The organism is Salimicrobium halophilum, assembly GCF_900100295.1.
GTDB lineage: Bacteria > Bacillota > Bacilli > Bacillales > Halobacillaceae > Salimicrobium > Salimicrobium halophilum.
The window spans coordinates 362,125-384,867 of record NZ_FNEV01000001.1 but is presented as its reverse complement, the minus strand read 5'-3'; the positions used below and the strand labels follow the sequence as shown (position 1 = coordinate 384,867).

The 22,743-nt window shown below is 45.6% G+C and carries 25 protein-coding genes; 22 read left to right on the top strand and 3 right to left on the bottom strand.

Annotation, left to right across the window (positions count from 1 at the left end; all coding sequences use genetic code 11):
* Nucleotides 1-9: 9 nt before the first annotated feature.
* Entirely contained in the window at nt 10-1,827 is a 1,818-nt protein-coding gene (gene mutL / locus BLQ44_RS02115) for a DNA mismatch repair endonuclease MutL (RefSeq protein ID WP_093191496.1), read from the top strand.
* Nucleotides 1,828-1,876: 49 nt separating this feature from the next.
* On the opposite strand, the gene BLQ44_RS02110 is transcribed toward mutL, so the two are convergent.
* A complete protein-coding gene (locus BLQ44_RS02110) occupies nt 1,877-2,233 on the bottom strand; it encodes a helix-turn-helix domain-containing protein (RefSeq protein ID WP_093191493.1) in 357 nt (118 codons plus the stop codon).
* A gap of 218 nt (nt 2,234-2,451) precedes the next feature.
* On the opposite strand from BLQ44_RS02110, the gene miaA reads away from it, so the two are divergent.
* The 7 genes from miaA (at nt 2,452) to glnA (ending at nt 8,980) form a co-directional block, all read left to right on the top strand.
* Complete coding sequence (miaA, locus tag BLQ44_RS02105; RefSeq protein ID WP_093191489.1) at nt 2,452-3,390, top strand: tRNA (adenosine(37)-N6)-dimethylallyltransferase MiaA; 939 nt, start codon at nt 2,452-2,454, stop codon at nt 3,388-3,390.
* A gap of 38 nt (nt 3,391-3,428) precedes the next feature.
* On the top strand, nt 3,429-3,650 hold the full coding sequence (gene hfq / locus BLQ44_RS02100) for an RNA chaperone Hfq (protein ID WP_093191485.1): 222 nt from the start codon (nt 3,429-3,431) through the stop codon (nt 3,648-3,650).
* Between the two features lie 109 nt (nt 3,651-3,759).
* Complete coding sequence (locus BLQ44_RS02095) at nt 3,760-4,701, top strand: AAA family ATPase (RefSeq protein WP_245688080.1); 942 nt, start codon at nt 3,760-3,762, stop codon at nt 4,699-4,701.
* Nucleotides 4,652-5,902 carry a GTPase HflX gene (hflX, locus tag BLQ44_RS02090; protein WP_093191479.1) on the top strand — a complete coding sequence of 417 codons (1,251 nt, stop codon included), beginning with the start codon at nt 4,652-4,654 and terminating at the stop codon, nt 5,900-5,902. The genes BLQ44_RS02095 and hflX overlap by 50 nt, the downstream gene beginning before the upstream one ends.
* A complete protein-coding gene (locus BLQ44_RS02085; protein WP_093191477.1) occupies nt 5,895-7,112 on the top strand; it encodes a methionine gamma-lyase family protein in 1,218 nt (405 codons plus the stop codon). Before hflX ends, BLQ44_RS02085 begins: the two co-directional genes overlap by 8 nt.
* A gap of 110 nt (nt 7,113-7,222) precedes the next feature.
* On the top strand, nt 7,223-7,627 hold the full coding sequence (locus BLQ44_RS02080) for a MerR family transcriptional regulator (protein WP_093191474.1): 405 nt from the start codon (nt 7,223-7,225) through the stop codon (nt 7,625-7,627).
* Nucleotides 7,628-7,648: 21 nt separating this feature from the next.
* Complete coding sequence (gene glnA / locus BLQ44_RS02075) at nt 7,649-8,980, top strand: type I glutamate--ammonia ligase (RefSeq protein ID WP_093191472.1); 1,332 nt, start codon at nt 7,649-7,651, stop codon at nt 8,978-8,980.
* Nucleotides 8,981-9,083: 103 nt separating this feature from the next.
* On the opposite strand, the gene lexA is transcribed toward glnA, so the two are convergent.
* Entirely contained in the window at nt 9,084-9,707 is a 624-nt protein-coding gene (gene lexA, locus BLQ44_RS02070; protein WP_093191470.1) for a transcriptional repressor LexA, read from the bottom strand.
* A 302-nt stretch (nt 9,708-10,009) separates the two neighbouring features.
* On the opposite strand from lexA, the gene BLQ44_RS02065 reads away from it, so the two are divergent.
* From BLQ44_RS02065 to BLQ44_RS02035, 7 genes are all read left to right on the top strand, one after another.
* Nucleotides 10,010-10,669, top strand: a complete 660-nt coding sequence (locus tag BLQ44_RS02065; protein ID WP_093191467.1) for a YneB family resolvase-like protein — start codon at nt 10,010-10,012, stop codon at nt 10,667-10,669.
* Between the two features lie 53 nt (nt 10,670-10,722).
* Nucleotides 10,723-10,956: a DUF896 domain-containing protein gene (locus BLQ44_RS02060; protein ID WP_093191464.1), complete on the top strand. Its 234-nt coding sequence runs from the start codon at nt 10,723-10,725 to the stop codon at nt 10,954-10,956.
* A gap of 118 nt (nt 10,957-11,074) precedes the next feature.
* Nucleotides 11,075-13,078, top strand: a complete 2,004-nt coding sequence (gene tkt, locus BLQ44_RS02055; RefSeq protein WP_093191461.1) for a transketolase — start codon at nt 11,075-11,077, stop codon at nt 13,076-13,078.
* A gap of 143 nt (nt 13,079-13,221) precedes the next feature.
* A complete protein-coding gene (gene sirA, locus BLQ44_RS02050; protein WP_093191459.1) occupies nt 13,222-13,635 on the top strand; it encodes a sporulation inhibitor of replication protein SirA in 414 nt (137 codons plus the stop codon).
* Between the two features lie 72 nt (nt 13,636-13,707).
* On the top strand, nt 13,708-13,935 hold the full coding sequence (locus tag BLQ44_RS02045) for a YneF family protein (protein ID WP_093191456.1): 228 nt from the start codon (nt 13,708-13,710) through the stop codon (nt 13,933-13,935).
* 248 nt (nt 13,936-14,183) lie between these two features.
* Complete coding sequence (locus BLQ44_RS02040; protein ID WP_093191453.1) at nt 14,184-14,627, top strand: Na(+)/H(+) antiporter subunit B; 444 nt, start codon at nt 14,184-14,186, stop codon at nt 14,625-14,627.
* A gap of 11 nt (nt 14,628-14,638) precedes the next feature.
* A complete protein-coding gene (locus BLQ44_RS02035; RefSeq protein ID WP_093191451.1) occupies nt 14,639-15,127 on the top strand; it encodes a CcdC family protein in 489 nt (162 codons plus the stop codon).
* Nucleotides 15,128-15,141: 14 nt separating this feature from the next.
* Here the strand turns inward: BLQ44_RS02035 and BLQ44_RS02030 are convergent, their stop codons facing one another.
* A complete protein-coding gene (locus BLQ44_RS02030) occupies nt 15,142-15,570 on the bottom strand; it encodes a DUF2621 family protein (protein WP_093191448.1) in 429 nt (142 codons plus the stop codon).
* A 203-nt stretch (nt 15,571-15,773) separates the two neighbouring features.
* On the opposite strand from BLQ44_RS02030, the gene acnA reads away from it, so the two are divergent.
* The 7 genes from acnA to BLQ44_RS01995 all read left to right on the top strand — a co-directional run bounded on the left by acnA (nt 15,774) and on the right by BLQ44_RS01995 (nt 22,729).
* Nucleotides 15,774-18,482, top strand: a complete 2,709-nt coding sequence (gene acnA, locus BLQ44_RS02025) for an aconitate hydratase AcnA (protein WP_176757394.1) — start codon at nt 15,774-15,776, stop codon at nt 18,480-18,482.
* A 141-nt stretch (nt 18,483-18,623) separates the two neighbouring features.
* Nucleotides 18,624-19,226, top strand: coding sequence for a TlpA family protein disulfide reductase (locus BLQ44_RS02020; RefSeq protein WP_176757393.1), 603 nt, complete (start codon nt 18,624-18,626; stop codon nt 19,224-19,226).
* Nucleotides 19,227-19,275: 49 nt separating this feature from the next.
* The gene (locus BLQ44_RS02015) at nt 19,276-19,407 is read left to right on the top strand and encodes an FbpB family small basic protein (RefSeq protein WP_093191445.1); all 132 of its coding nucleotides are present in this window, start codon (nt 19,276-19,278) and stop codon (nt 19,405-19,407) included.
* Between the two features lie 38 nt (nt 19,408-19,445).
* Nucleotides 19,446-19,664 carry a small acid-soluble spore protein Tlp gene (tlp, locus tag BLQ44_RS02010; RefSeq protein ID WP_093191442.1) on the top strand — a complete coding sequence of 73 codons (219 nt, stop codon included), beginning with the start codon at nt 19,446-19,448 and terminating at the stop codon, nt 19,662-19,664.
* Nucleotides 19,665-19,734: 70 nt separating this feature from the next.
* Nucleotides 19,735-21,987 (top strand): AAA family ATPase, encoded by a 2,253-nt coding sequence (locus tag BLQ44_RS02005; RefSeq protein WP_093191439.1) that lies wholly within the window; start codon nt 19,735-19,737, stop codon nt 21,985-21,987.
* On the top strand, nt 21,984-22,406 hold the full coding sequence (locus tag BLQ44_RS02000) for an acyl-CoA thioesterase (protein WP_093191437.1): 423 nt from the start codon (nt 21,984-21,986) through the stop codon (nt 22,404-22,406). Before BLQ44_RS02005 ends, BLQ44_RS02000 begins: the two co-directional genes overlap by 4 nt.
* Nucleotides 22,406-22,729, top strand: coding sequence for a hypothetical protein (locus BLQ44_RS01995; protein WP_093191435.1), 324 nt, complete (start codon nt 22,406-22,408; stop codon nt 22,727-22,729). Before BLQ44_RS02000 ends, BLQ44_RS01995 begins: the two co-directional genes overlap by 1 nt.
* Nucleotides 22,730-22,743 lie beyond the last annotated feature (14 nt).

The window sequence follows — 22,743 nt, the reverse complement described above, 5'->3', positions numbered from 1 at the left end:
TCTGTTTGTATGAGTTCGATTCACGTCATGCCTGATGCGTTAGCAAACAAAATCGCGGCTGGGGAAGTAGTCGAACGTCCAGCTTCTGTCGTCAAGGAATTGATGGAGAACAGTATGGACGCAGGGAGCTCATCGATAAAGATCGAGCTGAAGGAAGCCGGTCTTGAATTGATACGGATGACGGATAACGGAAAAGGGATGGAGAAACAGGATGCAGAGAAGGCATTCGATCGACATGCTACTTCTAAAATCCAGAATGAACATGACTTATTCCACGTAAGGACGCTAGGCTTCCGTGGAGAAGCACTGGCAAGTATTGCGGCTGTAAGTAAACTCACAGTACAAACGTCTACTGGTGAAACTTCTGGCACCAGTCTGTATATGGAAGGTGGGGTGGTGAAAGAACAGACAATCAGTGATGCCAGACAAGGAACGGAAATCAAAGTGGAAGAGTTATTTTTCAATACACCTGCCAGGTTGAAATATATGAAAACGATCCACACAGAACTAGGCCATGTCACAGATGTAGTGAATCGAATGGCTTTGGCCCATCCTTCTGTAAAAATTCAGCTCGACCATCAGGGTAAAACTATTTTCCAATCGAGTGGAAGAGGGGACCAGCTGCAGGTCATTGCGCAAATTTACGGGAATCAGGTGGCAAAAGTCATGAAGAAAATATCTTCGGAGAACAAAGACTTTCGCCTGGAAGCATATATAGCAAAACCTGAAGTCACCAGAGCCTCCCGGCAGTATATGTCACTCATTGTAAACGGAAGATTTATACGAAATTCAAAATTGACTCAGGCTATTTTGAAAGGTTATGATACGCTTTTACCAATCGGCAAATATCCTGTCGTAGTGATTAATATTGATATGGATCCTGTGCTGGTCGACGTGAACGTCCACCCTGCAAAACTGGAAGTCCGGTTCAGCAAAGAGCAGGAACTGTTCGATCTGATACAGGAAACGATTCGTGATGCTTTTCGTTCAGAGACACTTATTCCGAAGGCAGCCACTGAGCAACCATCTAAAAAGAAACCATGGAATGAGCAAACTTCTCTTATTTTCGAACGACCTGCAAAAGAACCGGAATCGCAAAAATCCTACCCTGAAAAGGAAGCGTATAGAAATAACCAGACGGAAGTGCTGGATCATATGGAAGAACTTCCGCTTTCCGGGGAAGAACCTGAAAATGAGGGTTTTCAAGACACGCCCAAGGTTGATGATAAGGAGATAAAGAGAAGAGTACCGACACTTTATCCTGTAGGACAACTGCACGGAACATACATCATTGCTCAGAATGAAGATGGGATGTATATGGTGGATCAGCATGCGGCGCAGGAAAGGATCAAGTATGAGCAGTTCAAGCAGAAGATCGGGAGCCCCGAAAATGAAGTGCAGGAACTGCTTGTCCCTTTGACGTTCACGTTCCCTGCGAAAACATCGATGAAAATAGAGGAAAATCAGGGTATATTGGAACAGGTAGGTTTATTTTTTGAATCATTCGGGACGAATACGTATATTATCCGTTCGCACCCACGTTGGTTTCCTAAGGGATATGAAGGGGAGGTTATTGAGGAAATTGTAGAGCAGTTAGAGCAACAGAACAAAGTGGATCTTGAAGAATTGAGAGACGATGCAGCCGCACTAATGTCCTGTAAAGGTTCTATTAAGGCGAATCACCACTTGACGATGAATGATATGGAAGTTCTGCTTGAAGATCTTGCTACATCGGAAGATCCTTTCACTTGTCCTCATGGAAGACCGATTCTAATATTTTTCTCTCAGTACGATATAGAAAAAATGTTCAAAAGAGTTATGAATTAAGCAGACTGCATGCAGTCTGCTTTTTTTTGATCATAGATTTAAATGATAGCTACGTTTGTTGCTGCTGAAGGAGAAATTGAAAATAATTTTCAAGTTGCTGGATGTTTGCGGGTTCCAATTTGACAATCTCTTCATATTTCAGAAAAAGCGGAGGGGATAAGTTCAACTGTTTCACATGATGATTGATTTTAGAGAATTCGTCAATTGACGTATCGGAAAGCCCTAATAGATAATCAGAAGTTGTATGTAGAGCAGCAGCCAATTTTCGGAGATCGTTCACATCAGGGAATGTATAAGCGCGTTCCCAATTGGAAACTACTTGGGAAGTAACTTCGATTTCATCAGCCAGACCCTGCTGCGTATATTTGTTTTCTTTTCGTAATTGTTTGATCCTCTCGTCTAACATGTCATCACCTCTATCCCTATGATACTAAAAAATAACGGATTTAGAAAGAGAAACTAACGAATTATTTTATAAAATGTATCGGGTTACGTTACTAATGTATAACGGAATACGTTACTTAATTGTATCGATATGCGTTAGTCTTTTATAACCAAATCCGATACCTATGTAGTTTAGTGTGAAACATGTGTATAATGGTGGTGAGAGAAGGAGGGGCCAGGATGAAGCCGAAAGTAGTATCCATCGTTGGACCGACAGCGGTGGGGAAGTCGAAGTTAGGGGTAGAGGTTTGTGAAGTATTTGACGGGGAAGTGATCAGTGGCGATTCCATGCAGATATACACCGGGATGGATATCGGGACGGCCAAAGTGACAGAAGAGGAGAAAAAAGGAATCCCTCACCATATGATTGATATCAAAGATCCGAAAGAGGGTTTCTCTGCAGCGGAATTCCAGGAAAGAGCGCGGGAATTGATCGCCGATATCACTTCACGAGGGAAACTGCCTGTAGTCGTCGGAGGAACAGGAATGTACATACAGTCCCTTTTATTCGATTATTCATTCTCCCAAAATCCGCGAGACATGGATGTAGTAAGGCGACTTGAGGAGAAACTTGAAAATGAAGGGAAAAATGCTCTTCATCAATACTTGGAGACTGTCGATCCGGCGGAAGCGAAAAGAATCCACCCTAATAATACGAAGAGAGTCATCAGGGCTCTTGAAATTTATGAAACGACCGGAAGCACAAAAACAGAACAGCACAATGGAGGGAGGGAGTCTTCTTACAATTTCAAAATTATAGGGTTGGAAATGAACAGAAAATTGTTGTATAACAGAATTGACCAAAGAGTCAATTCTATGGTCACGTCAGGGTTGGTTGAAGAAGTGAGAAGTTTGCTGGAAAGAAACGGTCCTCAATCTCAAGCCATGCAGGCGATCGGCTATAAAGAAATCATTCCTTACCTGGAAGGAGGGGCAAGTTTTGAAGAGGTGTTGGAGACACTAAAGAGAAACTCCCGCAGATATGCGAAGCGTCAGTATACGTATTTCAAAAATAAACTACCGGTAGACTGGTACGAGGTTACGGAAGAAACTTTTTCAGAAAAAAAAGTGAAGATTTTATCAGATTTAGAAGGATTTCTTCATAATAAGGAGAAGTAGTACTATTGTAGAGAGATAGAATAGAGGAGGATCAATCGATGGCTCAAACAGTTAATATCCAGGATACTTATTTAAATCAGTTGCGTAAGGACAGAATACCGGTCACCCTTTTTCTATTGAACGGTTTCCAGTTGAAAGGGACTGTTAAAGCATTTGATAATTTCACGGTTCTCGTAGAAACTGAAGGGAAGCAGCAACTCATCTTCAAGCATGCTATATCAACTTTCGCTCCAACCAAGAACGTATCTATAGAAGATTAAAATACGGCAGCAAGCTGAAATTGGGCGCTTTATGAGCGTCCAATTTTCTTTGTTTCATGCACACTTTTTCTTCTTTGCCCGTATTATGAGATAATGAGGAGGGGTGCGCATGGTTTCAGTACGTAACACGAATGGATCCATCAACGTTACCTTGAACAGGAAAACGGCAATCTCTTATGTGGAGAAGCCTACATTTCCTTCTATCGATCAAAGATTTCGATCCATTATCGGTTTGAATAAAGTAAAAGAAGAGCTGAAAGAGATTTATGCCCAGGAACTGGTAGCTAAAAAGCGGCGGTTGAAAGGGTTGAAGTCTCAGGCTCAGTCAAAGCATATGATATTCGAGGGGAATCCCGGCACCGGGAAAACGACTGTTGCAAGACTCCTCGGAGAAATCATGAGAGAGACCGATATTCTAAGTAAAGGACACTTGGTAGAAGTCGACCGTTCTCGGCTTGTCGGCGAATATGTAGGTCAAACCGCCAAGAAGACCCGCGAGAAGATCGAAGAAGCTGTCGATGGTGTCTTATTCATTGATGAAGCATACGCTCTTGCCCGTGGAGGAGACAATGATTTCGGAAAAGAAGCGGTTGATACACTCGTGAAAGGTATGGAAGATTACCGGGATCGCTTAGTAATCATTCTGGCTGGTTATCCTAGGGAGATGCGTATGTTTATGAAGATGAACCCCGGGCTTTCTTCGCGTTTCCCTTATTATTTGATATTCGAAGACTACAGCTCGGAAGAACTCTTCTCTATTATTGTGCAAATGCTCAAAGAAAGGGATTACTATTTGAGTAAAGGTGCCTCGGTCGTTATTAAAGAGCTATTAGAGGAAGGGAACGCCGACAGGGCTAATGCGAGATACTCGAGAAACCTTGTCGAAGAAATCGTTCGTAAGCAGTCTCTTCGTATGATCGCCTATGATTATACAGATAAAGAGCATCTGATGACGATTGAAAAAGATGATGTATTAGCTTGTATGAAGGAGGAAGCAGCTTTTGGAAAGAGAAAAAGTACTTATATTAGCCATGGTAGACCCTTTTCATAAGGAAAGGTTCCGTTATTCCCTGGATGAATTAAAGGCACTGACGGATACAGCAGGGGGAGAAGTGAAGCATGTTCTCACCCAGCAACTTGAAAAGCCTCATGCGGGGCATTACGTAGGGACCGGGAAACTTGTGGAAGCGAAAGAGTTGATCGATCAGGAGGAGTTGGACCTCGTCGTGATCAATGATGAGCTCTCTCCGACGCAACTTCGTAACATTACAAATAAATTGGAAGTAAGGGTTATCGACCGAAGTCAACTGATTCTTGATATTTTTGCTTATAGAGCGAAAACGAAAGAAGGGAAGTTGCAAGTCGAACTCGCTCAGCTTCAATATTTGCTCCCTCGACTAGCTGGTCAGGGTGCTGAGATGTCACGTCTCGGCGGTGGAATCGGAACACGCGGGCCCGGGGAAACGAAGCTCGAGACCGATCGGCGGCATATACGACGAAGGATCAATGATATCAAAAGACGGCTTCAACAGGTAGTGGAGCACAGGAATCAGTACAGGGAGCGGAGAAAAGAAAATAAAGCGTTCCAGGTAGCGATTGTCGGGTATACGAATGCAGGAAAAACGACATTCTTTAATAAAATCACTACAGCAAAAGCTCTTCAGGAAAATCAGCTATTCGCTACACTGGATCCATTGACCAGGCAAACCAGGTTACCGTCAGGCTTGCAAGTTTTGATTTCGGACACCGTAGGGTTCATCCAGCATTTACCTACCACGCTTATTGCCGCTTTCCGTTCAACGCTTGAAGAAGTGACGGAAGCGGATTTCATATTGCATGTCGTCGATGCTTCTCATCCGGATCATGAGAATCATGAGAAAACGGTCCTTTCTTTATTGGAAGAACTTGAGGCTGAGGGCATACCGAGGCTGACCGTGTATAACAAACAGGATAAAGTGTCCGGACCATTTACTCCAATGGAGCAGCCATCCGTAAATACATCGTTTCTCAAGGAATCGGGGACCGGGGACGTTTTGTCGGCTATCGAAAACGTCTTACGTGATGTCTGGGAGCCTTATCATACGTACGTGAGTGCGGTGGAGGGAAAATTCCTCAAAACACTTGAATTGAACACGCTTATAGAAGTAAGAGAATATATGGAAGAAAAAGATAGTTATGTTGTTCGTGGATATGTTGATCCCGAACATCCATTAAGAAATAAAGTTATACCAAAGGAGTCGCGTGATGAATAAAGAAGCAAACATCGAAGAACAATTACGAACATACAAAGAAAATATAGAGAAGGTCGTTCTTGCCAACCAGGAGAAAGTTTTAAATGCCTTTCAGGAGATGCGTGTTTCTGACCGTCATTTCCATTCTGAAACAGGTTACGGGTATGACGATGAAGGCAGAGAGACTCTTGAGCGTGTCTATGCAGAAATTTTCCGCGGAGAAGATGCCCTCGTCCGGCCTCAATTCGTTTCCGGAACCCATGCTATTTCAACGGCTTTTTTCGGTATCCTCCGTCCAGGGGACAAACTCGTCTATATTACCGGGGACCCATATGATACGTTAGAAGAAGTGATTGCTTCATCTGATGGAGAAGATAACGGGTCTTTATATGATTATGGAATATCCTATGAGTCCATGCCTCTTGTCGAGGGGAGTGTTGATTCGAATCGCTTCTCCGAAGTCATCACCCCCGAAACGAAAATGGTAGCTATCCAGCGTTCCAAAGGGTATGCAGATCGTCCTTCTTTTACCATAGATGAAATCGAGGGCATGATTGCTGAAGTGAGAAAAGTCCGGGAGGATGTCATCGTCTTCGTAGATAATTGCTACGGAGAGTTTGTAGAGACACAAGAACCTACGGAAGTCGGAGCGGATCTCATCGCCGGGTCTCTGATCAAAAATCCTGGTGGAGGGATTGTACGAACAGGTGGGTACATAGCGGGGCGTAAGGATTTGATAGATAAATGCGCACATCGACTGACGGCTCCTGGGCTTGGTAAGGGGATCGGGGCAAGTTTATCTGTCCTGCAGGAAATGTATCAAGGGGTTTTCCTTGCTCCTCATATGGTAGGGGAAGCTTTGAAGGGTGCGCTGTTTACTGCGAAATACTTAGAAGAAGAAGGGTTCACGTCCAAACCATCATTCGATGAAAAACGGACAGACTTGATCCAGGCCGTTTATTTTGATGAAGCCGAACAGATGGTGGAGTTCTGCCGTCAAATCCAGGCAGCCTCCCCGGTCAATGCTTTCGTTCGACCCGAACCGAGTCCGCTTCCGGGGTACGAGTCGGAAGTGATTATGGCTGCAGGAACGTTTGTGCAGGGGGCGAGTCTCGAATTGACAGCGGACGGTCCGGTGCGCCCACCTTACATGGCTTTTGTTCAGGGTGGGCTGACATATGAACACGTCAAAATTGCTGTGCAAAGGGCCGTTCAGGCTATCCAGGAATAAGAGTCGACTTCGGTTGACTCTTATTTTTGTGTAAACTTTTCTAACATGCCTTGACAATTATCTGTTTTGAATTATAATAATAGTAAGAATTTTTAGAGGAGGTGGCAACAGTGAGTGATGATATTAGACGCTCGATGCCGCTATTTCCAATGGGGATCGTTCAATCTCTGACCGATCTCACTCCTCGGCAAATTCGTTACTATGAGCAGCATGAATTGGTAACTCCTGCTCGCTCCAGGGGAAATCAACGTCTTTTTTCCTTCAACGATGTGGATCGTCTTCTTGAGATTAAGTCTCTCATAGAAAAAGGCGTGAATCTCGCCGGGATCAAACAGGTGTTCGATTTGCAGAAGGACAAGGAGCAGCCGGCCTACAAGCCGGAAGAAATCGAAGAGGTGCACCGCCAGCTCTCCGAGAAAGAGTTGCGAAAGATGCTTCGTAATGAAATTATGCACGAAGCCGGAAAAGGAAAATTTGGACTTAGGCAGGGAGAACTATCAAGGTTCTTTCACTAAAAATCTACAGGAGGCACATTCATGGGATTAACTAGAGAAGAAATTTACAAAAAGATCGAGGAAGAAAACGTAAAATTCATCCGACTACAATTTACTGATATGCTTGGAGTCATCAAGAACGTAGAGATTCCATTCAGTCAGCTAGATAAAGCGTTAGACGGAGTAATGATGTTTGATGGGTCTTCCATCGAAGGCTTCGTACGTATCGAAGAGTCTGACATGTACTTAGTTCCTGATTATGATTCGTTCCTTGTACTACCTTGGACGTCTGAAAAAGGGAAAGTGGCACGTTTCATTTGCGATATTTATAACCCGGATGGCACCCCATTCGAAGGCTGCCCACGCTATAACCTGAAGCGTAACCTGAAGAAGATGGAAGAGCTCGGATTCTCTGCGTTCAACCTTGGTACAGAGCCTGAATTCTTCCTGTTCAAACTTGATGAGAAGATGGAGCCGACCCTTGAACTTAACGATAAGGGTGGATATTTCGACCTTGCTCCGACGGACCTTGGTGAGAACTGCCGTCGTGACATCGTACTTGAACTTGAAGAGATGGGCTTTGAAATTGAAGCTTCCCACCACGAAGTGGCTCCAGGTCAGCACGAGATCGATTTCAAATACTCAGATGCAGTGAAGCACTGTGACGATATCCAAACATTCAAACTGGTTGTAAAAACGATCGCCCGTAAACACGGCCTGCATGCGACATTCATGCCTAAACCACTGTTCGGTGTGAACGGTTCCGGTATGCATGCGAACATGTCCCTGTTCACGGAAGACGGAAATGCTTTCTTCGACGAAAACGGAGAAGAACAGCTTTCTGAAGTGGCTTATCAGTTCACAGCCGGAATTCTTAAGCACGCAATGGCGTTCACTGCTGTAACGAACCCTACAGTAAACTCCTATAAGCGTCTGGTTCCTGGGTATGAAGCACCTTGTTACGTAGCATGGTCTGCTCAGAACAGAAGTCCACTTATCCGCGTTCCTACATCCCGTGGTGTAAGTACACGTATTGAAGTGCGTAGTGTAGACCCTGCGGCGAACCCTTACCTTGGTATGGCGACGCTTCTTGCTGCAGGTCTGGACGGCGTAGAGAATAAGCTAAGCGTTCCACAACCTGTAGACCGTAACATTTATGTTATGGACAAAGAGGAGCGTGAAGAGGCAGGAGTCAAAGATCTTCCTGCAACTCTATATGATGCGCTTCAGGAACTGAAAAAAGACAAGATTATGGTAGATGCTCTTGGGGAACACCTGTATGAGCACTTCATCGAAGCGAAAGAAATCGAGTGGGATATGTTCCGTACCCAAGTACACCCTTGGGAGAGAGAACAATACCTGCAAACATATTAATAAGAAGAAGCACCGACACGAATCGTGTCGGTGCTTTTTTGATTTCACGTGCTATATAAAATAATAATCGCCGTGCCCATAGAAGGGCGCGGCGATTATTATTTTAATGAACGGAACGGAAAAGACCGACAACCTTACCAAGAATCGTGACGTCATCCAAAAGGATAGGTTCCATCGTAACGTTCTCCGGTTGAAGGCGGACATGATCCGCTTCTTTGAAGAAACGCTTTACTGTCGCTTCTCCTTCGTCCGTCATACCTACCACGATATCTCCGTTTTGAGCCGTATTCTGTTTACGGACGATGACCTTGTCCCCGTCCAGAATACCTGCTTCGATCATACTCTGTCCCTGGACGACAAGGATGAATGTGTCTTCCTCCGTACTGCTTATGGTGTCAGGGACCGGCAAGTATTCCTCGATGTTCTCTACTGCTGTAATAGGGGTACCTGCTGTTACTTTACCTATAACAGGGGCGAACGTAGCTTCGCTTTTCGGGATGCTGGATTCTTTCTCCAATTCTATCACTTCGATCGCGCGGGGCTTCGTAGGGTCTCTTCTAATAAATCCTTTCTTTTCGAGCCTGGCCAAATGCCCGTGTACCGTAGAGCTCGAAGCAAGACCTACATATTTGCCGATTTCCCTTACGGAAGGCGGGTATCCCTTGTCTACTACCTCTTGTTTAATGAAATCTAATATTTCCTGCTGTCTTTTTGATAGGTTGGTCATATTCTCACACCTTGTACATAAGATTTATTGCATACATTGTAGCACGCCAGGTGGGAAAGTGCAAACACGCGTTCGAATAAAGGGTTGACAAGAACAATAGTTCGTATATAATGATACGTATACACGAACATTAGTTCTAAGGAACAAAAGTTCTTACACGGAGGGATTCCATGTTTCAGAAATTGTCGAAACAAGACGTAACGCACTTGATTCTATTTGTATTGAGCCTTGTTTTTCTCTATATTTCTATGGTCTCGAGCTTTTAAATCCTGTATCATCATCCAAGTGAAAGAGGTGATGGGATGAAAGCTGTGTTGTATGCAAGGGTAAGTACAGAAAAAGAAGCGCAGGAATCATCGATACAGAGACAGAAACAGGAACTGGACGTGCTGGCGAAGGCGCGGGGAATGGAAATCATAGATCGTATTGAAGAGAAAGCTAGCGGCTATTCCATCGAGAGAGAAGGTATACTTAAAGTTCTGGAACACTTTTCTTCTGAAGAAGCGGACACGTTGCTCATACAGGATGAAACGAGACTCGGGCGTGGGAACACGAAGATCGCTCTGCTACATCATTTAAGAAAGCTAGGGGTCTCGATTTATACCGTTTCGACGGAAGGAGAGCTTGAAGTATCGGAGTCGGACTCCATGGTGCTTCAAATTGTAGGGATTGTCGAAGAATATCAACGCCATCTCCATAATATGAAGATACGCAGAGGAATGAGAAAAGCTGTAGCGGAAGGATATAACCCCGCAGAAAACCTCAAGAATATCGACCAGGCGAAGGGACGGGAAAGAAAAGAATTTCCGATCGAAGAAGTCGTACGCCTGAAACATAAAAAACTTACGTTCCAGGAGATAGCTGCTACCCTGAGGGGCCTCGGGTATGATGTGTCAAAAGCGACCGTCCACCGGAGATATCAGGAGTATCAATTAGTTGAAAATGAGAATGACACACGTTAACATATATGAAGAATCTGTCCTAGCACCAGGATGAAAGAAGAGGTGATGGAAACGTGTTATCCCAAGATAAACTGGACCGTATAAATGTACTGGCCAACAAAAAGAAAGAAGAAGGTCTCACGTCTGAAGAAGCAAGTGAACAGCAGGAGTTGAGACAGGAATATTTGCAAAACGTTCGTAAATCATTCAAAAACCACTTGAAAGGAATGACCGTCGTCGATCCGAACGGCAAAGATGTCACTCCGGATAAAGTGAAACGTATGCAAGAAAATGAGAAGAAACATTAAAAAACCTGCGTATTTCCGCAGGTTTTTTCGTTGAAAACGCTTTACTAACTTGCGATGAAACGGATTTCATTATAGGATTGTACTTGTTACATATTCCGCACCAGAAAGGGGAATGACATTGACAAAAAATATTGAACAGCAATCTATCGATACGATTAGAACGCTCACGATCGATGCAGTCGAAAAAGCGAATTCCGGACACCCTGGAATGCCGATGGGGACGGCTCCGATGGCTTATACTCTATGGACAGAATTCATGAATCACAATCCGAAACATTCGAATTGGTTCAACAGAGACCGCTTTGTACTTTCCGCAGGACATGGTTCCATGTTGCAGTATAGCCTGTTGCATTTAGCGGGTTATAACGTGACAATCGATGATCTGAAGAATTTCCGTCAGTGGGATTCGAAGACACCGGGACACCCGGAAGTAGGACATACAGACGGAGTGGAAGCTACTACAGGTCCACTGGGACAGGGTATTTCCATGGCTACAGGTATGGCTATGGCAGAAGCTCATCTTTCCAGCAAGTATAATACAGATCAGCACAATATCGTCGATCACTATACGTACGTAATCTGTAGTGATGGGGATCTTATGGAGGGGGTTTCCCAGGAATCCGCTTCTCTCGCGGGACATCTGGGGCTAGGAAAGCTCATCGCTCTTTATGATTCCAACGACATTTCCCTCGATGGAGATCTGAACCGCGCGTTCAGTGAAAGTGTAGAACAACGTTATGAGGCGTATGGCTGGCAGGTTCTACGTGTCGAAGATGGGAACGACACAACAGCCATTGCAGATGCAATCAAGAAGGCGAAAGACAACACTGAGCAGCCGACAATGATCGAGGTGAAGACGGTTATCGGATACGGTGCACCTACCAAATCCGGAAAATCCGATTCTCATGGTGCTCCCCTCGGAGAAGAGGAAGCTCAGAAGACGAAAGAATACTACGGCTGGGAACATGAGCCATTCCATGTACCGGACGAAGTTTACAGCGACTTTGAAGAAAAGATTCAAAAGCGCGGAGAAGAAAAAGAATCAGAGTGGAACAAGCAGTTTGAAGATTATAAGAGCTCTAACCCTGAACTCGCTGAAGAGTTGGAGAAAGCCATCAACGGCGAACTTCCTGACGGGTGGGAGAAAGAGCTTCCTGTGTATGACACATCGAGCGATAAAGCGGCTACACGCGCCACTTCCGGGGAAGCAATCAACGCTCTTTCCGAGAAGATCCCTTATTTCTTCGGAGGAAGTGCCGACCTCGCCGGCTCCAACAAGACGACAGTCAAAGGAGAAGACGATTTCTCCAAAGACAACTACGCTGGACGCAATGTCTGGTTCGGTGTCAGAGAGCATGCGATGGCAGCTGCTCTGAACGGTATGGCTCTTCATGGAGGCCTGAAAGTGTACGGAGGGACATTCTTCGTATTCAGTGACTATCTAAGACCTTCCTTGCGTCTATCAGCTATTCAGAACCTGCCTGTGAACTACGTGTTCACCCATGATTCGATTGCGGTAGGCGAAGACGGACCTACCCACGAGCCGGTGGAACACTTAGCTGCACTGCGCGCTATTCCGAACCTTTCCGTCATTCGCCCGGCAGATGGGAACGAATCGAGCGCTGCGTGGAGGCTTGCTCTTGAATCCACGTCTCAACCGACAGCACTTGTGCTTACGCGTCAGGGGCTACCTACGCTTGAAGGAACGAAAGAGAAAGCGTATGAAGGTGTGAAAAAAGGAGCTTACGTACTAAGCGACTCTGACAAAGACACACCGGATACGATTCTTCTCGCTTCCGGGTCTGAAGTTCAGCTCGCTATGGCAGCCAAAGAAGAACTGAAGAAGAAGAATGTGGACGCGCGAGTCGTAAGCATCGCTTCCTTCGACCGTTTTGAGGCGCAGAATGACGGTTACAAAGAAGAAGTGCTACCAAACAGTGTACGTAATCGCGTAGCTATTGAGATGGCCTCTTCCTTCGGTTGGGATCGCTACGTCGGTCTCGACGGAAAAGTGATCGGCATCGACCGCTTCGGCGCTTCTGCTCCAGGAAACACGGTCATCGAAAATTATGGATTCACCGTCGATAATGTAGTGGAACAAGTCGAAAGTTTTGTGAAGTAACCTGTTACCTCAAGAACTCCGGGTGAGCCTCGGAGTTCTTGTTTATTGCAAAAGTTTCGACAGAGATGTAGGAACTTTCCATTCAGAAAACGACATATTCCTCTCCTTTTGTTTTTTACAATAAAACAAAGGAGGCGGCGAGTATGAAGTTGTATATTTTTTGTATGACAGAGGAAGTGCTGGAGAGGTATTACTACAGGGGAGACATGCTGCGCCGTTTTTTCAGAGAATGGCGTGCAGACCCCGGTAATCCTTTATTGAAGCGACAAATGGATTACATAACCCGTAACATACCTGCCGGACTGCTTGCGATCGGAAAAGGTAGAGCAAACCCCTGGCCGCATACCGAGTTTCTCGTTTCAGTTGAAAACGACTGGTATGATATAATGGCAGTAGAAAAGCAGTATTGGTGTGTGGGGTGCAATAGTTTATCGGAAGCAGAACGAACCGTTTTTCCCTTACTGAAAGCTATGGCAAAACCCTTTTTCGTCGTTTCTGAAGAAGGAATGCATTACGGATGGATCATTTCGAGAAAGAAACATCACGCTTTGTCTTGAAGTGACCTATTGTAATCCCCGGCCCAATTTACTATACTGTTATGGGATATAATACGAAAGGGGAAACAGACTATGGAACTTGGAATCATATGGATTATTCTGATCGCGCTCGTCGCGCTTATCGGTGGAGCGGCACTAGGATTCTTCATCGCAAGAAAATATATGATGAACTATTTGAAAAAGAACCCTCCTATTAACGAACAGATGCTGCGCACGCTTATGATGCAGATGGGACAGAAGCCATCGCAGAAGAAGATCAATCAGATGATGAAGCAGATGAACAACCAGATGGATAAATAATTTCCATCCCATGATTGTAAATAATGAATGTATGAAGTCTCCTTTTGTGGCGGTGTCACTGAAAAGGAGACTTTTTTGCACTGATCCGTCCTGCAAAGTTAGGTGTTGCCGAATGACCTGCCGGTGCTCTAAGCAAACATGCACGTGCTAGGGTTCTTCAGCGGCGCAGGGATTAAGAGTCGTTTTCTTCTTCTTTTTTTGTTAGAATGTAAGGTGCAGACTACATACATGATGAAGGCAGGGATTTGATGAACGGAAATACGAATGATTTGATACTGAAAACAATGACGTCGATCATTGCATTTATACTGCTGGGATTTTCTTTGTACTTGTTTTTTGCCGGTCACAATGCACCAGGAGGCGGGTTTATTGGGGGATTGATGACTTCAGCGGCTATCGTACTGTTGAATATGGCTTACGGGCAGTCAGCTACACGGAATTCACTGCCTGTCAACTTCCGTTTCTTATTCAAACTGGGACTGATCATCGCTCTTGGAACAGGCTTCGGTTCTTTTCTCTTCAATGAGCCGTTCCTGAGTCAGACGTTTGCGTACTTCCAGTTACCGATTCTTGGACGTACAGAACTTGCTACGGCGCTTCTCTTCGATCTTGGTGTTTATTTCACGGTCATTGGTGTGACGATGACGATCATCTTATCCATAGCTGAAGACCGGGAAGAAGTTTCACAGTAAGGAGATAATCTATGAATACGTTTCTATTAGTCGGTTCTACTTTTGTAGGCGCCATGATGGCTACTGTAATGATTTTTGTAAGAAAGAAAGCCTCTGAACGCCCTGCAAGCGTAAAGAAAATCATAGTGCCTCCGTTGTTCATGAGTACCGGAGCTTTCATGTTCATTTTCCCTATATTTCGGATAAGTTTCTCTCAGGTACTCGAAGCGCTTGCCGTAGGAATAGTATTTTCTGTATTTCTGATCGTGACATCAAATTTCGAAGTGAAAGGCGGTAGTATCTACTTGAAACCGTCCAAGTTATTCATTGGTGTCCTGGCAGGGCTACTCCTCCTGAGAATCACATTTAAACTCATCATCGGTCAGACGATTTCTTTCGGGGAAACGAGCGGAATGTTCTTCGTTCTCGCTTTCGGCATGATTATCTCATGGCGACTGGCAATGCTATACAAATACGTGAAACTCGAAAAAGAGATGGAAACGACGAAAGCACCGCTGTAGCAGCGGTGCTTTCGTTATGTTTCCAGAAGATTCTCGTAAGGGGACATATCGATTTTCTTCTCCTCGAGCTTTCTGATAAGAAATTTATGGTCCCGCTTCGGAGTAGCTCTGATGTAACCTTCGATAATGGTATCCTGAGTCATGTGGCGAAGTCGTCTGTTCAAGGCGAGTCTTCCGATTTCCCCTGCAATCCGCTGCTGGGCAACATCGCGGAACAACTCGGGGACAGGGGAGGTCAGTTCCTCGAGGAAGACTTTCTGGTCCTCACTCCACATGTGTTTCGTATGTTCAATATAATACTCTTCCCAGTCGATGGTGGATTTGCCGTCTTCTTTAGGCATCCGTTTCAAAAATTTGCGGAACATGAAGAATCCACCGATACCCATGAGTCCGATCATTATGATTACCCAGCCGACGATGAATAGGGAAAATCCTAATGTCATATTATCACCTATCTTTTTGTGGTCATCTTTCATTATAAAAAATATAGGGAAGAAACACAACGTTTCAGAGTTCAAAAAATTGGCTCATTCGTTTTACTTTAAAATCGTTTTCATTTACAATGTAAATGGCAGAATTATAGTATTCTTGTAGAGGAAGAGGATCATCCTCTCTTCTTGAAAGATTGATAAGGGGGATAACAGATATGGCAAACCATCCGTTTAATGCGAAAAAGCAATTTGAATCGAACGGAAAAACGTACAATTACTATGACTTGAAATCTTTAGAAGAAGCAGGAATCGGGAAAATATCCCGTTTGCCTTTTTCTATCCGTATTCTGCTTGAATCACTCCTGCGTCAGCATGATGGACGCGTAATCGGTGATGATCATGTAGAAAGCCTGGCGAAATGGGGCCAGAGTGACAGCAAAGGGGAAGACGTACCTTTCAAACCGTCCCGCGTTATTTTGCAGGACTTCACAGGGGTACCGGCTGTCGTAGACCTTGCAAGCCTGAGAAAAGCGATGGTGGATATGGGTGGTAAACCGGAAGAGATCAATCCGGAAGTACCGGTAGACCTCGTCATCGACCACTCTGTTCAAGTTGATCAGTATGGAACCAATACTGCGCTGCAGGCGAACATGGAGCTTGAATTTGAGCGTAACAAAGAGCGTTATGAATTTCTCCACTGGGCTCAGAAAGCCTTCGATAACTATCGTGCGGTGCCACCTGCGACGGGAATCGTCCACCAGGTGAACCTGGAGTATATTGCCAATGTCGTGCATGCGACAGAAAACGAAGATGGCAGTGTCGATACATATCCTGACACACTTGTGGGGACAGATTCCCACACGACGATGATCAACGGTCTTGGTGTTCTCGGGTGGGGTGTTGGCGGTATTGAAGCGGAAGCAGGAATGCTTGGACAGCCATCCTACTTCCCGGCACCGGAGGTTATCGGTGTCAAGCTTACCGGAAACTTCCCTCAGGGAACAACAGCTACAGACCTTGCTCTTAAAGTTACACAGCGTCTTCGTGAGGCGAATGTTGTTGGAAAGTTCGTGGAATTCTTCGGTCCTGGTCTTCAGGAAATGCCGCTTGCGGACCGTGCTACCATCTCCAACATGGCTCCTGAATACGGGGCTACTTGCGGTTTCTTCCCTGTAGATGGAGAAGCTCTTGACTATATGCGCCTTACCGGCCGTTCCGAAGAGCAGATCGATCTTGTGGAGAAATACTGCAAGGAGAACAACCTTTGGTACGATCCTTCACTTGAAGATCCGGAATTCAGCCAACTGATTGAAATCGATCTTGAAGAACTTGAACCGAACCTATCCGGACCGAAACGTCCTCAGGATTTGATTCCTCTTTCCGAAATGAAGCAATCGTTCACGGAAGCGATCACTGCTCCGGAAGGGAACCAGGGATTCGGTCTTGATGAATCTGAATTCAATAAAAAAGCTACCGTCGAATTTGCAAACGGTGATACAGCTGATATGAGTACAGGGGCTCTTGCGATTGCAGCGATTACATCCTGCACGAACACGTCCAACCCTCATGTAATGCTTGGTGCCGGTCTGGTGGCGAAAAATGCCGTAGACAAAGGCCTTGAGGTACCGGAATACGTGAAAACATCTCTCGCACCGGGCTCTAAAGTAGTTACTCGCTACCTCGAAGACTCGGGTCTGATGAATCATCTGAATCAGTTAGGGTTCAACCTCGTCGGGTATGGATGTACCACGTGTATCGGTAACTCCGGTCCGCTACTTCCTGAAATCGAGAAGGCGATCGCCGACACGGATCTGACTGTGTCTTCCGTGTTAAGTGGTAACCGTAACTTCGAAGGACGTATCCACCCACTCGTGAAAGCGAACTACTTGGCATCTCCGCCATTGGTTGTGGCTTATGCCCTTGCAGGTACTGTGGATATCGACTTGAAGAACGAACCGATCGGTCAGGATAAAGACGGAAATGACGTCTTCTTCGACGATATCTGGCCGACGCAGGAAGAGATCAAGGAGCAAGTCGCTAAAGTGGTGACGCCTGAGATCTTCCGTAAAGAGTATGAGAACGTGTTCAACTCGAACGAAAAATGGAACGAAATCGAAACGACGGATGAGCCGCTGTATGACTGGGATGATGAGTCCACCTACATCCAGAACCCTCCGTTCTTCGATGGACTTTCTAAAGATTCCAACCCTGTAAAACCACTGGGTGGCATGCGGGTTATCGGTAAGTTCGGAGATTCCGTAACGACCGACCACATTTCACCAGCTGGTGCCATCGCCCGGAATATGCCGGCAGGGGAGTATCTGCAGGAAAAAGGAGTTTCTCCGCGTAACTTCAACTCCTACGGGTCCCGTCGTGGTAACCACGAAGTCATGATGCGTGGTACGTTTGCGAACATCCGTATTCGTAACCAGCTGGCTCAAGGAAAAGAAGGCGGGTATACGACGTACTGGCCGACCGAAGAAGTCATGCCGATTTATACAGCTGCGATGAAATATAAAGAGGACAACACGCCTCTTGCGGTAATCGCCGGAGATGATTACGGTATGGGAAGTTCCCGTGACTGGGCAGCCAAAGGTACGGATCTTCTCGGAATCGAAACGGTCATTGCTCAGAGCTTCGAGCGGATTCACCGTTCCAACCTCGTCATGATGGGAGTGCTTCCTCTGCAGTTCCAGAAAGACGATACAATCGAATCGCTCGGTCTTACCGGTCGTGAAACGATTGATGTAGAGATCGGGGAAGACGTGAAGCCTCACGATCTTGTCAAAGTGACGGCGACGGACGAGGACGGCAACAAGAAAGAATTTGATGTAATCGCCCGTTTCGACAGTGACGTGGAAATCGATTACTACCGTCACGGTGGTATTCTGCAAATGGTGCTGAGAAACAAACTGAAAAAATAATGGAATAGATATGAAAGAGAGGTGCCTTGATAGCACCTCTCTTTTTTGTCATTCTTTTGACAATCCGTTGTTGTCGTTCAGCTCTTCTTTCTCATGTGATAAACTTTTCTAAAGAAGGTGCAAAGGAGAATGACTCACGCTATGAAAAAAATAACGACACTTGCTGTTTTCTCTATCGTTCTCGCTCTTATCCTATATAGTGTCTTTGAATTGTTCGAAGATGAAACCGAACAACAAGGGAACACGGGAGGTGAATATGATGTGTCAGGGAATCCTGAGCAGGAGGGGACAGCTATCATACCTCCGGAAGCGAGTGAAGGGACGGAAGTAGGGGAACAGGCACCGAACATCTCATTAGAAACCCTTGATGGCAGAGAGACGGACCTCAATGCCTACAAAGGACAACCGATCATTTTAAACATCTGGGCTACGTGGTGTCCTCCTTGCAAAGAGGAAATGCCTGAGATGCAGCGGTTTCATGAAATACACGGAGAAGACGTCACCATCCTGGCAGTCAATGCCACACAGACAGAAGATGACCCGGCAAATGCCGCCCGTTACATTGACAAAGAAGGGTTCACGTTTGAAACGTTGCTCGATACCAACAGTGAACTGTCTGATGCTTATCAGACGTTCTCAATTCCGACGACTTACTTCATCCATAGTGACGGTACGATCCAGTCACGAAAATTCGGACCGATGACATACGAGTATATGACAGAAAAAATGAAAAACCTCGACTAGTATAACTATTCACACGTTTGCCCATCCTGATAAAAAAAGGAGGGCGAACATGCGTAGAAAAGCACCGTCGTTTTCTGCTTTAGTGAAAGAGAATCGCGAAGCCATATGGAAGAATGCATCAATCGTGAAGAAAATCGAGGAGCGGATTGATACGAAACATATGAGACGTCTGCATAAATAATGGGAGACCGAACCATTCTAGGATGGAGGAGGGATACCATGACAAACAGACGACCGAGCCCTGACGATCGTTCCGACAACGTAGAGAAGCTGCAGGAAAACGTGCAGAATACGATTCGTAACATTGAAAAGTCGCATGATGCTTATGAATTCTCGACAGACAAAGAAAAAGAGCTATTACGACAGAAGAACGAGAAACGCGAAGCAGCGATTGAGGGAATGAGGGAAGAAATCAAGGATGAAGCAGAAGACCACTAATCGGATAGTGGTCTTTTTCTTTTATGGAGAAAGCTGTGATAAAATATGAAAAGGAAGGAAGTGAACAACTATGGCATTAGATCATCAGTGGACGTCTCTAGAAACGGCCCCTCCCTGGAGCGAAACGGAGATTCTTCGTATGCTTGATGAGCATTCGTTGGAACCCGCAGAAGAGGCACTCCTTTATGTCGCCTACGCTTATTATCGTCTGCAGCGGTATCCGGAAGGAGATGCCTTATCGCCATATATATTGAAACGCGCCAAAGAAAAGAAACAGACCCTGAAATTGGCGAGAGATATGGAAGTTGTGCAACATCTCCTGTCCGTCGTTCATCATACACGAACCGCCGTACAGGAAGCACCGATGATTCATGAAACGGATCACATTTCTCAAAAAATGAAAAAGACAGCGGATCTTCACGACTCCTTACATCTTCTTTTGAAGTATTTTGATGAAGGGTACTTGAACCATACCGTGGTGGACGCTGCATCCAAATGGAAAACGTATCAGGAGCTTTATGAAATCATTCGTCAATTAGAATCGATTGTTCGGGAAGCGCTGGAAACGCGGGAAGGGAAGCGTATGAAACTCTCCGTCACCGATGTGACCCTTCTTCTCCGACAAGTGAAGGAAAAGACGAATGAGCTTAAGCTGCATATCCCTCAGTCCTTTCTTCAGGAGGAGAAACGTTTTGCTCTTGATGCCCTGGAGGATATGATCGGGTTGGAGGAAGTGAAGACCTATATTCATCAGTACTATCACTTTCTCAAGTATCAGCAGGACCGGAAAACATATGGATTCTCCATGGTAGATGCCCCATCCCTGCACATGATTATGACCGGAAACCCCGGAACCGGGAAGACGACACTGGCAAGACTGCTGGCGGAGATCTATTATGAACTCGGACTTCTTCAATCGACAGAAGTCGTAGAGGTGAACCGTTCCCATCTGGTCGGATCGTATATGGGGCAGAGTGAAGAGAATACCATGAATTACATAAAAGAAGCGGCAGGAGGCATTCTATTCATCGACGAAGCCTACAGCCTGAAGCGGGAAGGGCAATCCGGCAATGATTATGGACAGGCAGTCATCGATACACTCGTCTCTGCCATGACAAGCAAAGAGTACGGGGGTACGTTCGCGGTTATACTTGCCGGCTATCCGGAGGAAATGCGTCAGTTTCTATGGGCGAACCCTGGACTTCGGAGTCGGATTCCGGACCAGAACCGGGTCGACCTTCCGGATTATTCTCTGGATGAATTGCTCGAAATTGGGGAAAAAGCGGCTCTCGAGAACGACTTTTTCTTTACAAGAGCGGCACTTCGTCGTTTGGAGGCGCTTATCGAAAAAGAACAGGTGGATGAGTCCTTCGGAAATGCCAGAAGTGTGAGGAATCTCGTTACCAAGACTATCTTCTACAAAGGCTCACGGGAAGTCATCCGTACTTCTGACGACTGGCTTTCCCATATGCGTATCACAGAGAGTGATATGCGGTGGGAGGAGGAAGAAAGCAAAGATACAGGGAGCGGCATGGAACGTCTCCAGAATCTGATAGGACTTTATGCTGTTAAAGAAGAAGTGGAGAAACTATCCTCTTTCGTACAAATGCAGCAAAAACGTAAGCAGGAAGGTTACCCGACGGTGCCGATCCAGCTCCATTCGGTGTTCAGCGGAAACCCGGGAACGGGGAAAACGACAGTGGCGGAAATTTATGCTTCGGTGCTGAAAGAATGCGGCCTTTTGAAGAGGGGGCACGTCGTAGTAGCGTCCAGAAGCGATCTTGTTGCAGGGTTTGTCGGTCAGACTGCCATGAAGACGAAGAAAAAGATCAGAGAAGCACTCGGAGGGGTACTGTTCATCGATGAAGCTTATTCGCTCCATAGCGGGAACAGGGATGACTTCGGTAGAGAAGCGATAGAAACACTCGTCGATGAAATGACGAAGCACAATGAAAATCTTGTGGTCATCCTTGCCGGATACGAAAAAGAAATGAAGCGGCTGATCGAGAGTAATCCGGGTTTGTCTTCGAGATTCAAAAAGTTCTTCCATTTCCCTGACTATTCTCCTCAGGAAATGCTTGAAATGATGGAGAAGCTTGCAGGAGCATACCAGTATGAACTATCAGGAGAGGCCAGGAACTATTTGGAACGACAGCTCGAAGCTAATGAAGTGGAAGGAAATGGACGGTTCATCGGAAATCTGATGGATGAAGCGGTTCAATACCATGCCTGGCTTCAGATGGAAGAGAAACCGGAGCATGTTTTCTCGAAAGAAGATATAGAAGAAGCTTGGAAAGCCGTCAGAAGGGAGTCAAAAGCATGAAGGTAAATACGACAGACATTCAGGTAAGGTATCAGGAAACGGATATGATGGGGGTCGTCTATCACGCGAACTATCTCGTCTGGTTTGAAATAGGGAGGACTTCCCTTATCGAAGAGTTCGGCTTCAGTTATAAAGAGATGGAGGAGGCGGGGATCGTCTCTCCTGTGACCGATGTACAGGTATCTTTCCAGAAGCCGGTCCGATACGGAGATGACGTACACATCAAAACTTGGATTGAGGAATACAACGGCGTGAAAACGACATATGGCTATGAGATAGTTCATGAGGATGGATCCGTCGCCGTCACAGGAGCATCCGACCATGTACTGGTGAAGCGGGACACGTTCCGTCCTACATCCCTTAGAAAAGCGTTTCCTGCTTGGCATGAAGCTTATAAAGAAGCGGTGGAGCATTCCTGATGGCGTTTGGTGTAGGAAAAGAAGAGCTGACACGTTGGAAAGCGGAAGTACGTGCAGGAAGGATCGCTTTTCTTACCCATTTCTGGGTAGATGAGCGGTTCCCTGGCTGTGATACCGTGACGAAGGTAGGATGTGCGGATGTAGACAAATTGAAGGCATGGGGAAGAAATTATGGATTGAAGCCGGAGTGGATCGATTACAATGAAAACTTCCCACACTTTGATCTGTTCGGAAAATATCAATACGAGATCTTGAAAGCTGAAGGGAAAGACAGCCATATACGTCGTTTCCGTCTGCATGAAAAAGAGAGCCGCTATTTTTGAATAGGGCTCTCTTC

What these genes read in the sequence shown, in the direction of transcription:
- BLQ44_RS02045 (WP_093191456.1), top strand. Translation starts at nt 13,708, where the DNA reads ATGGAACTTGGAATCATATGGATTATTCTGATCGCGCTCGTCGCGCTT.
- BLQ44_RS02040 (WP_093191453.1), top strand. Translation starts at nt 14,184, where the DNA reads ATGAACGGAAATACGAATGATTTGATACTGAAAACAATGACGTCGATC.
- BLQ44_RS02095 (WP_245688080.1), top strand. Translation starts at nt 3,760, where the DNA reads ATGGTTTCAGTACGTAACACGAATGGATCCATCAACGTTACCTTGAAC.
- BLQ44_RS02005 (WP_093191439.1), top strand. Translation starts at nt 19,735, where the DNA reads ATGGCATTAGATCATCAGTGGACGTCTCTAGAAACGGCCCCTCCCTGG.
- BLQ44_RS02110 (WP_093191493.1), bottom strand. Translation starts at nt 2,233, where the DNA reads ATGTTAGACGAGAGGATCAAACAATTACGAAAAGAAAACAAATATACG.
- BLQ44_RS02085 (WP_093191477.1), top strand. Translation starts at nt 5,895, where the DNA reads ATGAATAAAGAAGCAAACATCGAAGAACAATTACGAACATACAAAGAA.
- miaA (WP_093191489.1), top strand. Translation starts at nt 2,452, where the DNA reads ATGAAGCCGAAAGTAGTATCCATCGTTGGACCGACAGCGGTGGGGAAG.
- BLQ44_RS02030 (WP_093191448.1), bottom strand. Translation starts at nt 15,570, where the DNA reads ATGACATTAGGATTTTCCCTATTCATCGTCGGCTGGGTAATCATAATG.
- BLQ44_RS01995 (WP_093191435.1), top strand. Translation starts at nt 22,406, where the DNA reads ATGGCGTTTGGTGTAGGAAAAGAAGAGCTGACACGTTGGAAAGCGGAA.
- sirA (WP_093191459.1), top strand. Translation starts at nt 13,222, where the DNA reads ATGAAGTTGTATATTTTTTGTATGACAGAGGAAGTGCTGGAGAGGTAT.
- mutL (WP_093191496.1), top strand. Translation starts at nt 10, where the DNA reads ATGAGTTCGATTCACGTCATGCCTGATGCGTTAGCAAACAAAATCGCG.
- lexA (WP_093191470.1), bottom strand. Translation starts at nt 9,707, where the DNA reads ATGACCAACCTATCAAAAAGACAGCAGGAAATATTAGATTTCATTAAA.
- BLQ44_RS02000 (WP_093191437.1), top strand. Translation starts at nt 21,984, where the DNA reads ATGAAGGTAAATACGACAGACATTCAGGTAAGGTATCAGGAAACGGAT.
- BLQ44_RS02015 (WP_093191445.1), top strand. Translation starts at nt 19,276, where the DNA reads ATGCGTAGAAAAGCACCGTCGTTTTCTGCTTTAGTGAAAGAGAATCGC.
- BLQ44_RS02020 (WP_176757393.1), top strand. Translation starts at nt 18,624, where the DNA reads ATGAAAAAAATAACGACACTTGCTGTTTTCTCTATCGTTCTCGCTCTT.
- glnA (WP_093191472.1), top strand. Translation starts at nt 7,649, where the DNA reads ATGGGATTAACTAGAGAAGAAATTTACAAAAAGATCGAGGAAGAAAAC.
- acnA (WP_176757394.1), top strand. Translation starts at nt 15,774, where the DNA reads ATGGCAAACCATCCGTTTAATGCGAAAAAGCAATTTGAATCGAACGGA.
- BLQ44_RS02065 (WP_093191467.1), top strand. Translation starts at nt 10,010, where the DNA reads ATGAAAGCTGTGTTGTATGCAAGGGTAAGTACAGAAAAAGAAGCGCAG.
- hfq (WP_093191485.1), top strand. Translation starts at nt 3,429, where the DNA reads ATGGCTCAAACAGTTAATATCCAGGATACTTATTTAAATCAGTTGCGT.
- tlp (WP_093191442.1), top strand. Translation starts at nt 19,446, where the DNA reads ATGACAAACAGACGACCGAGCCCTGACGATCGTTCCGACAACGTAGAG.
- BLQ44_RS02035 (WP_093191451.1), top strand. Translation starts at nt 14,639, where the DNA reads ATGAATACGTTTCTATTAGTCGGTTCTACTTTTGTAGGCGCCATGATG.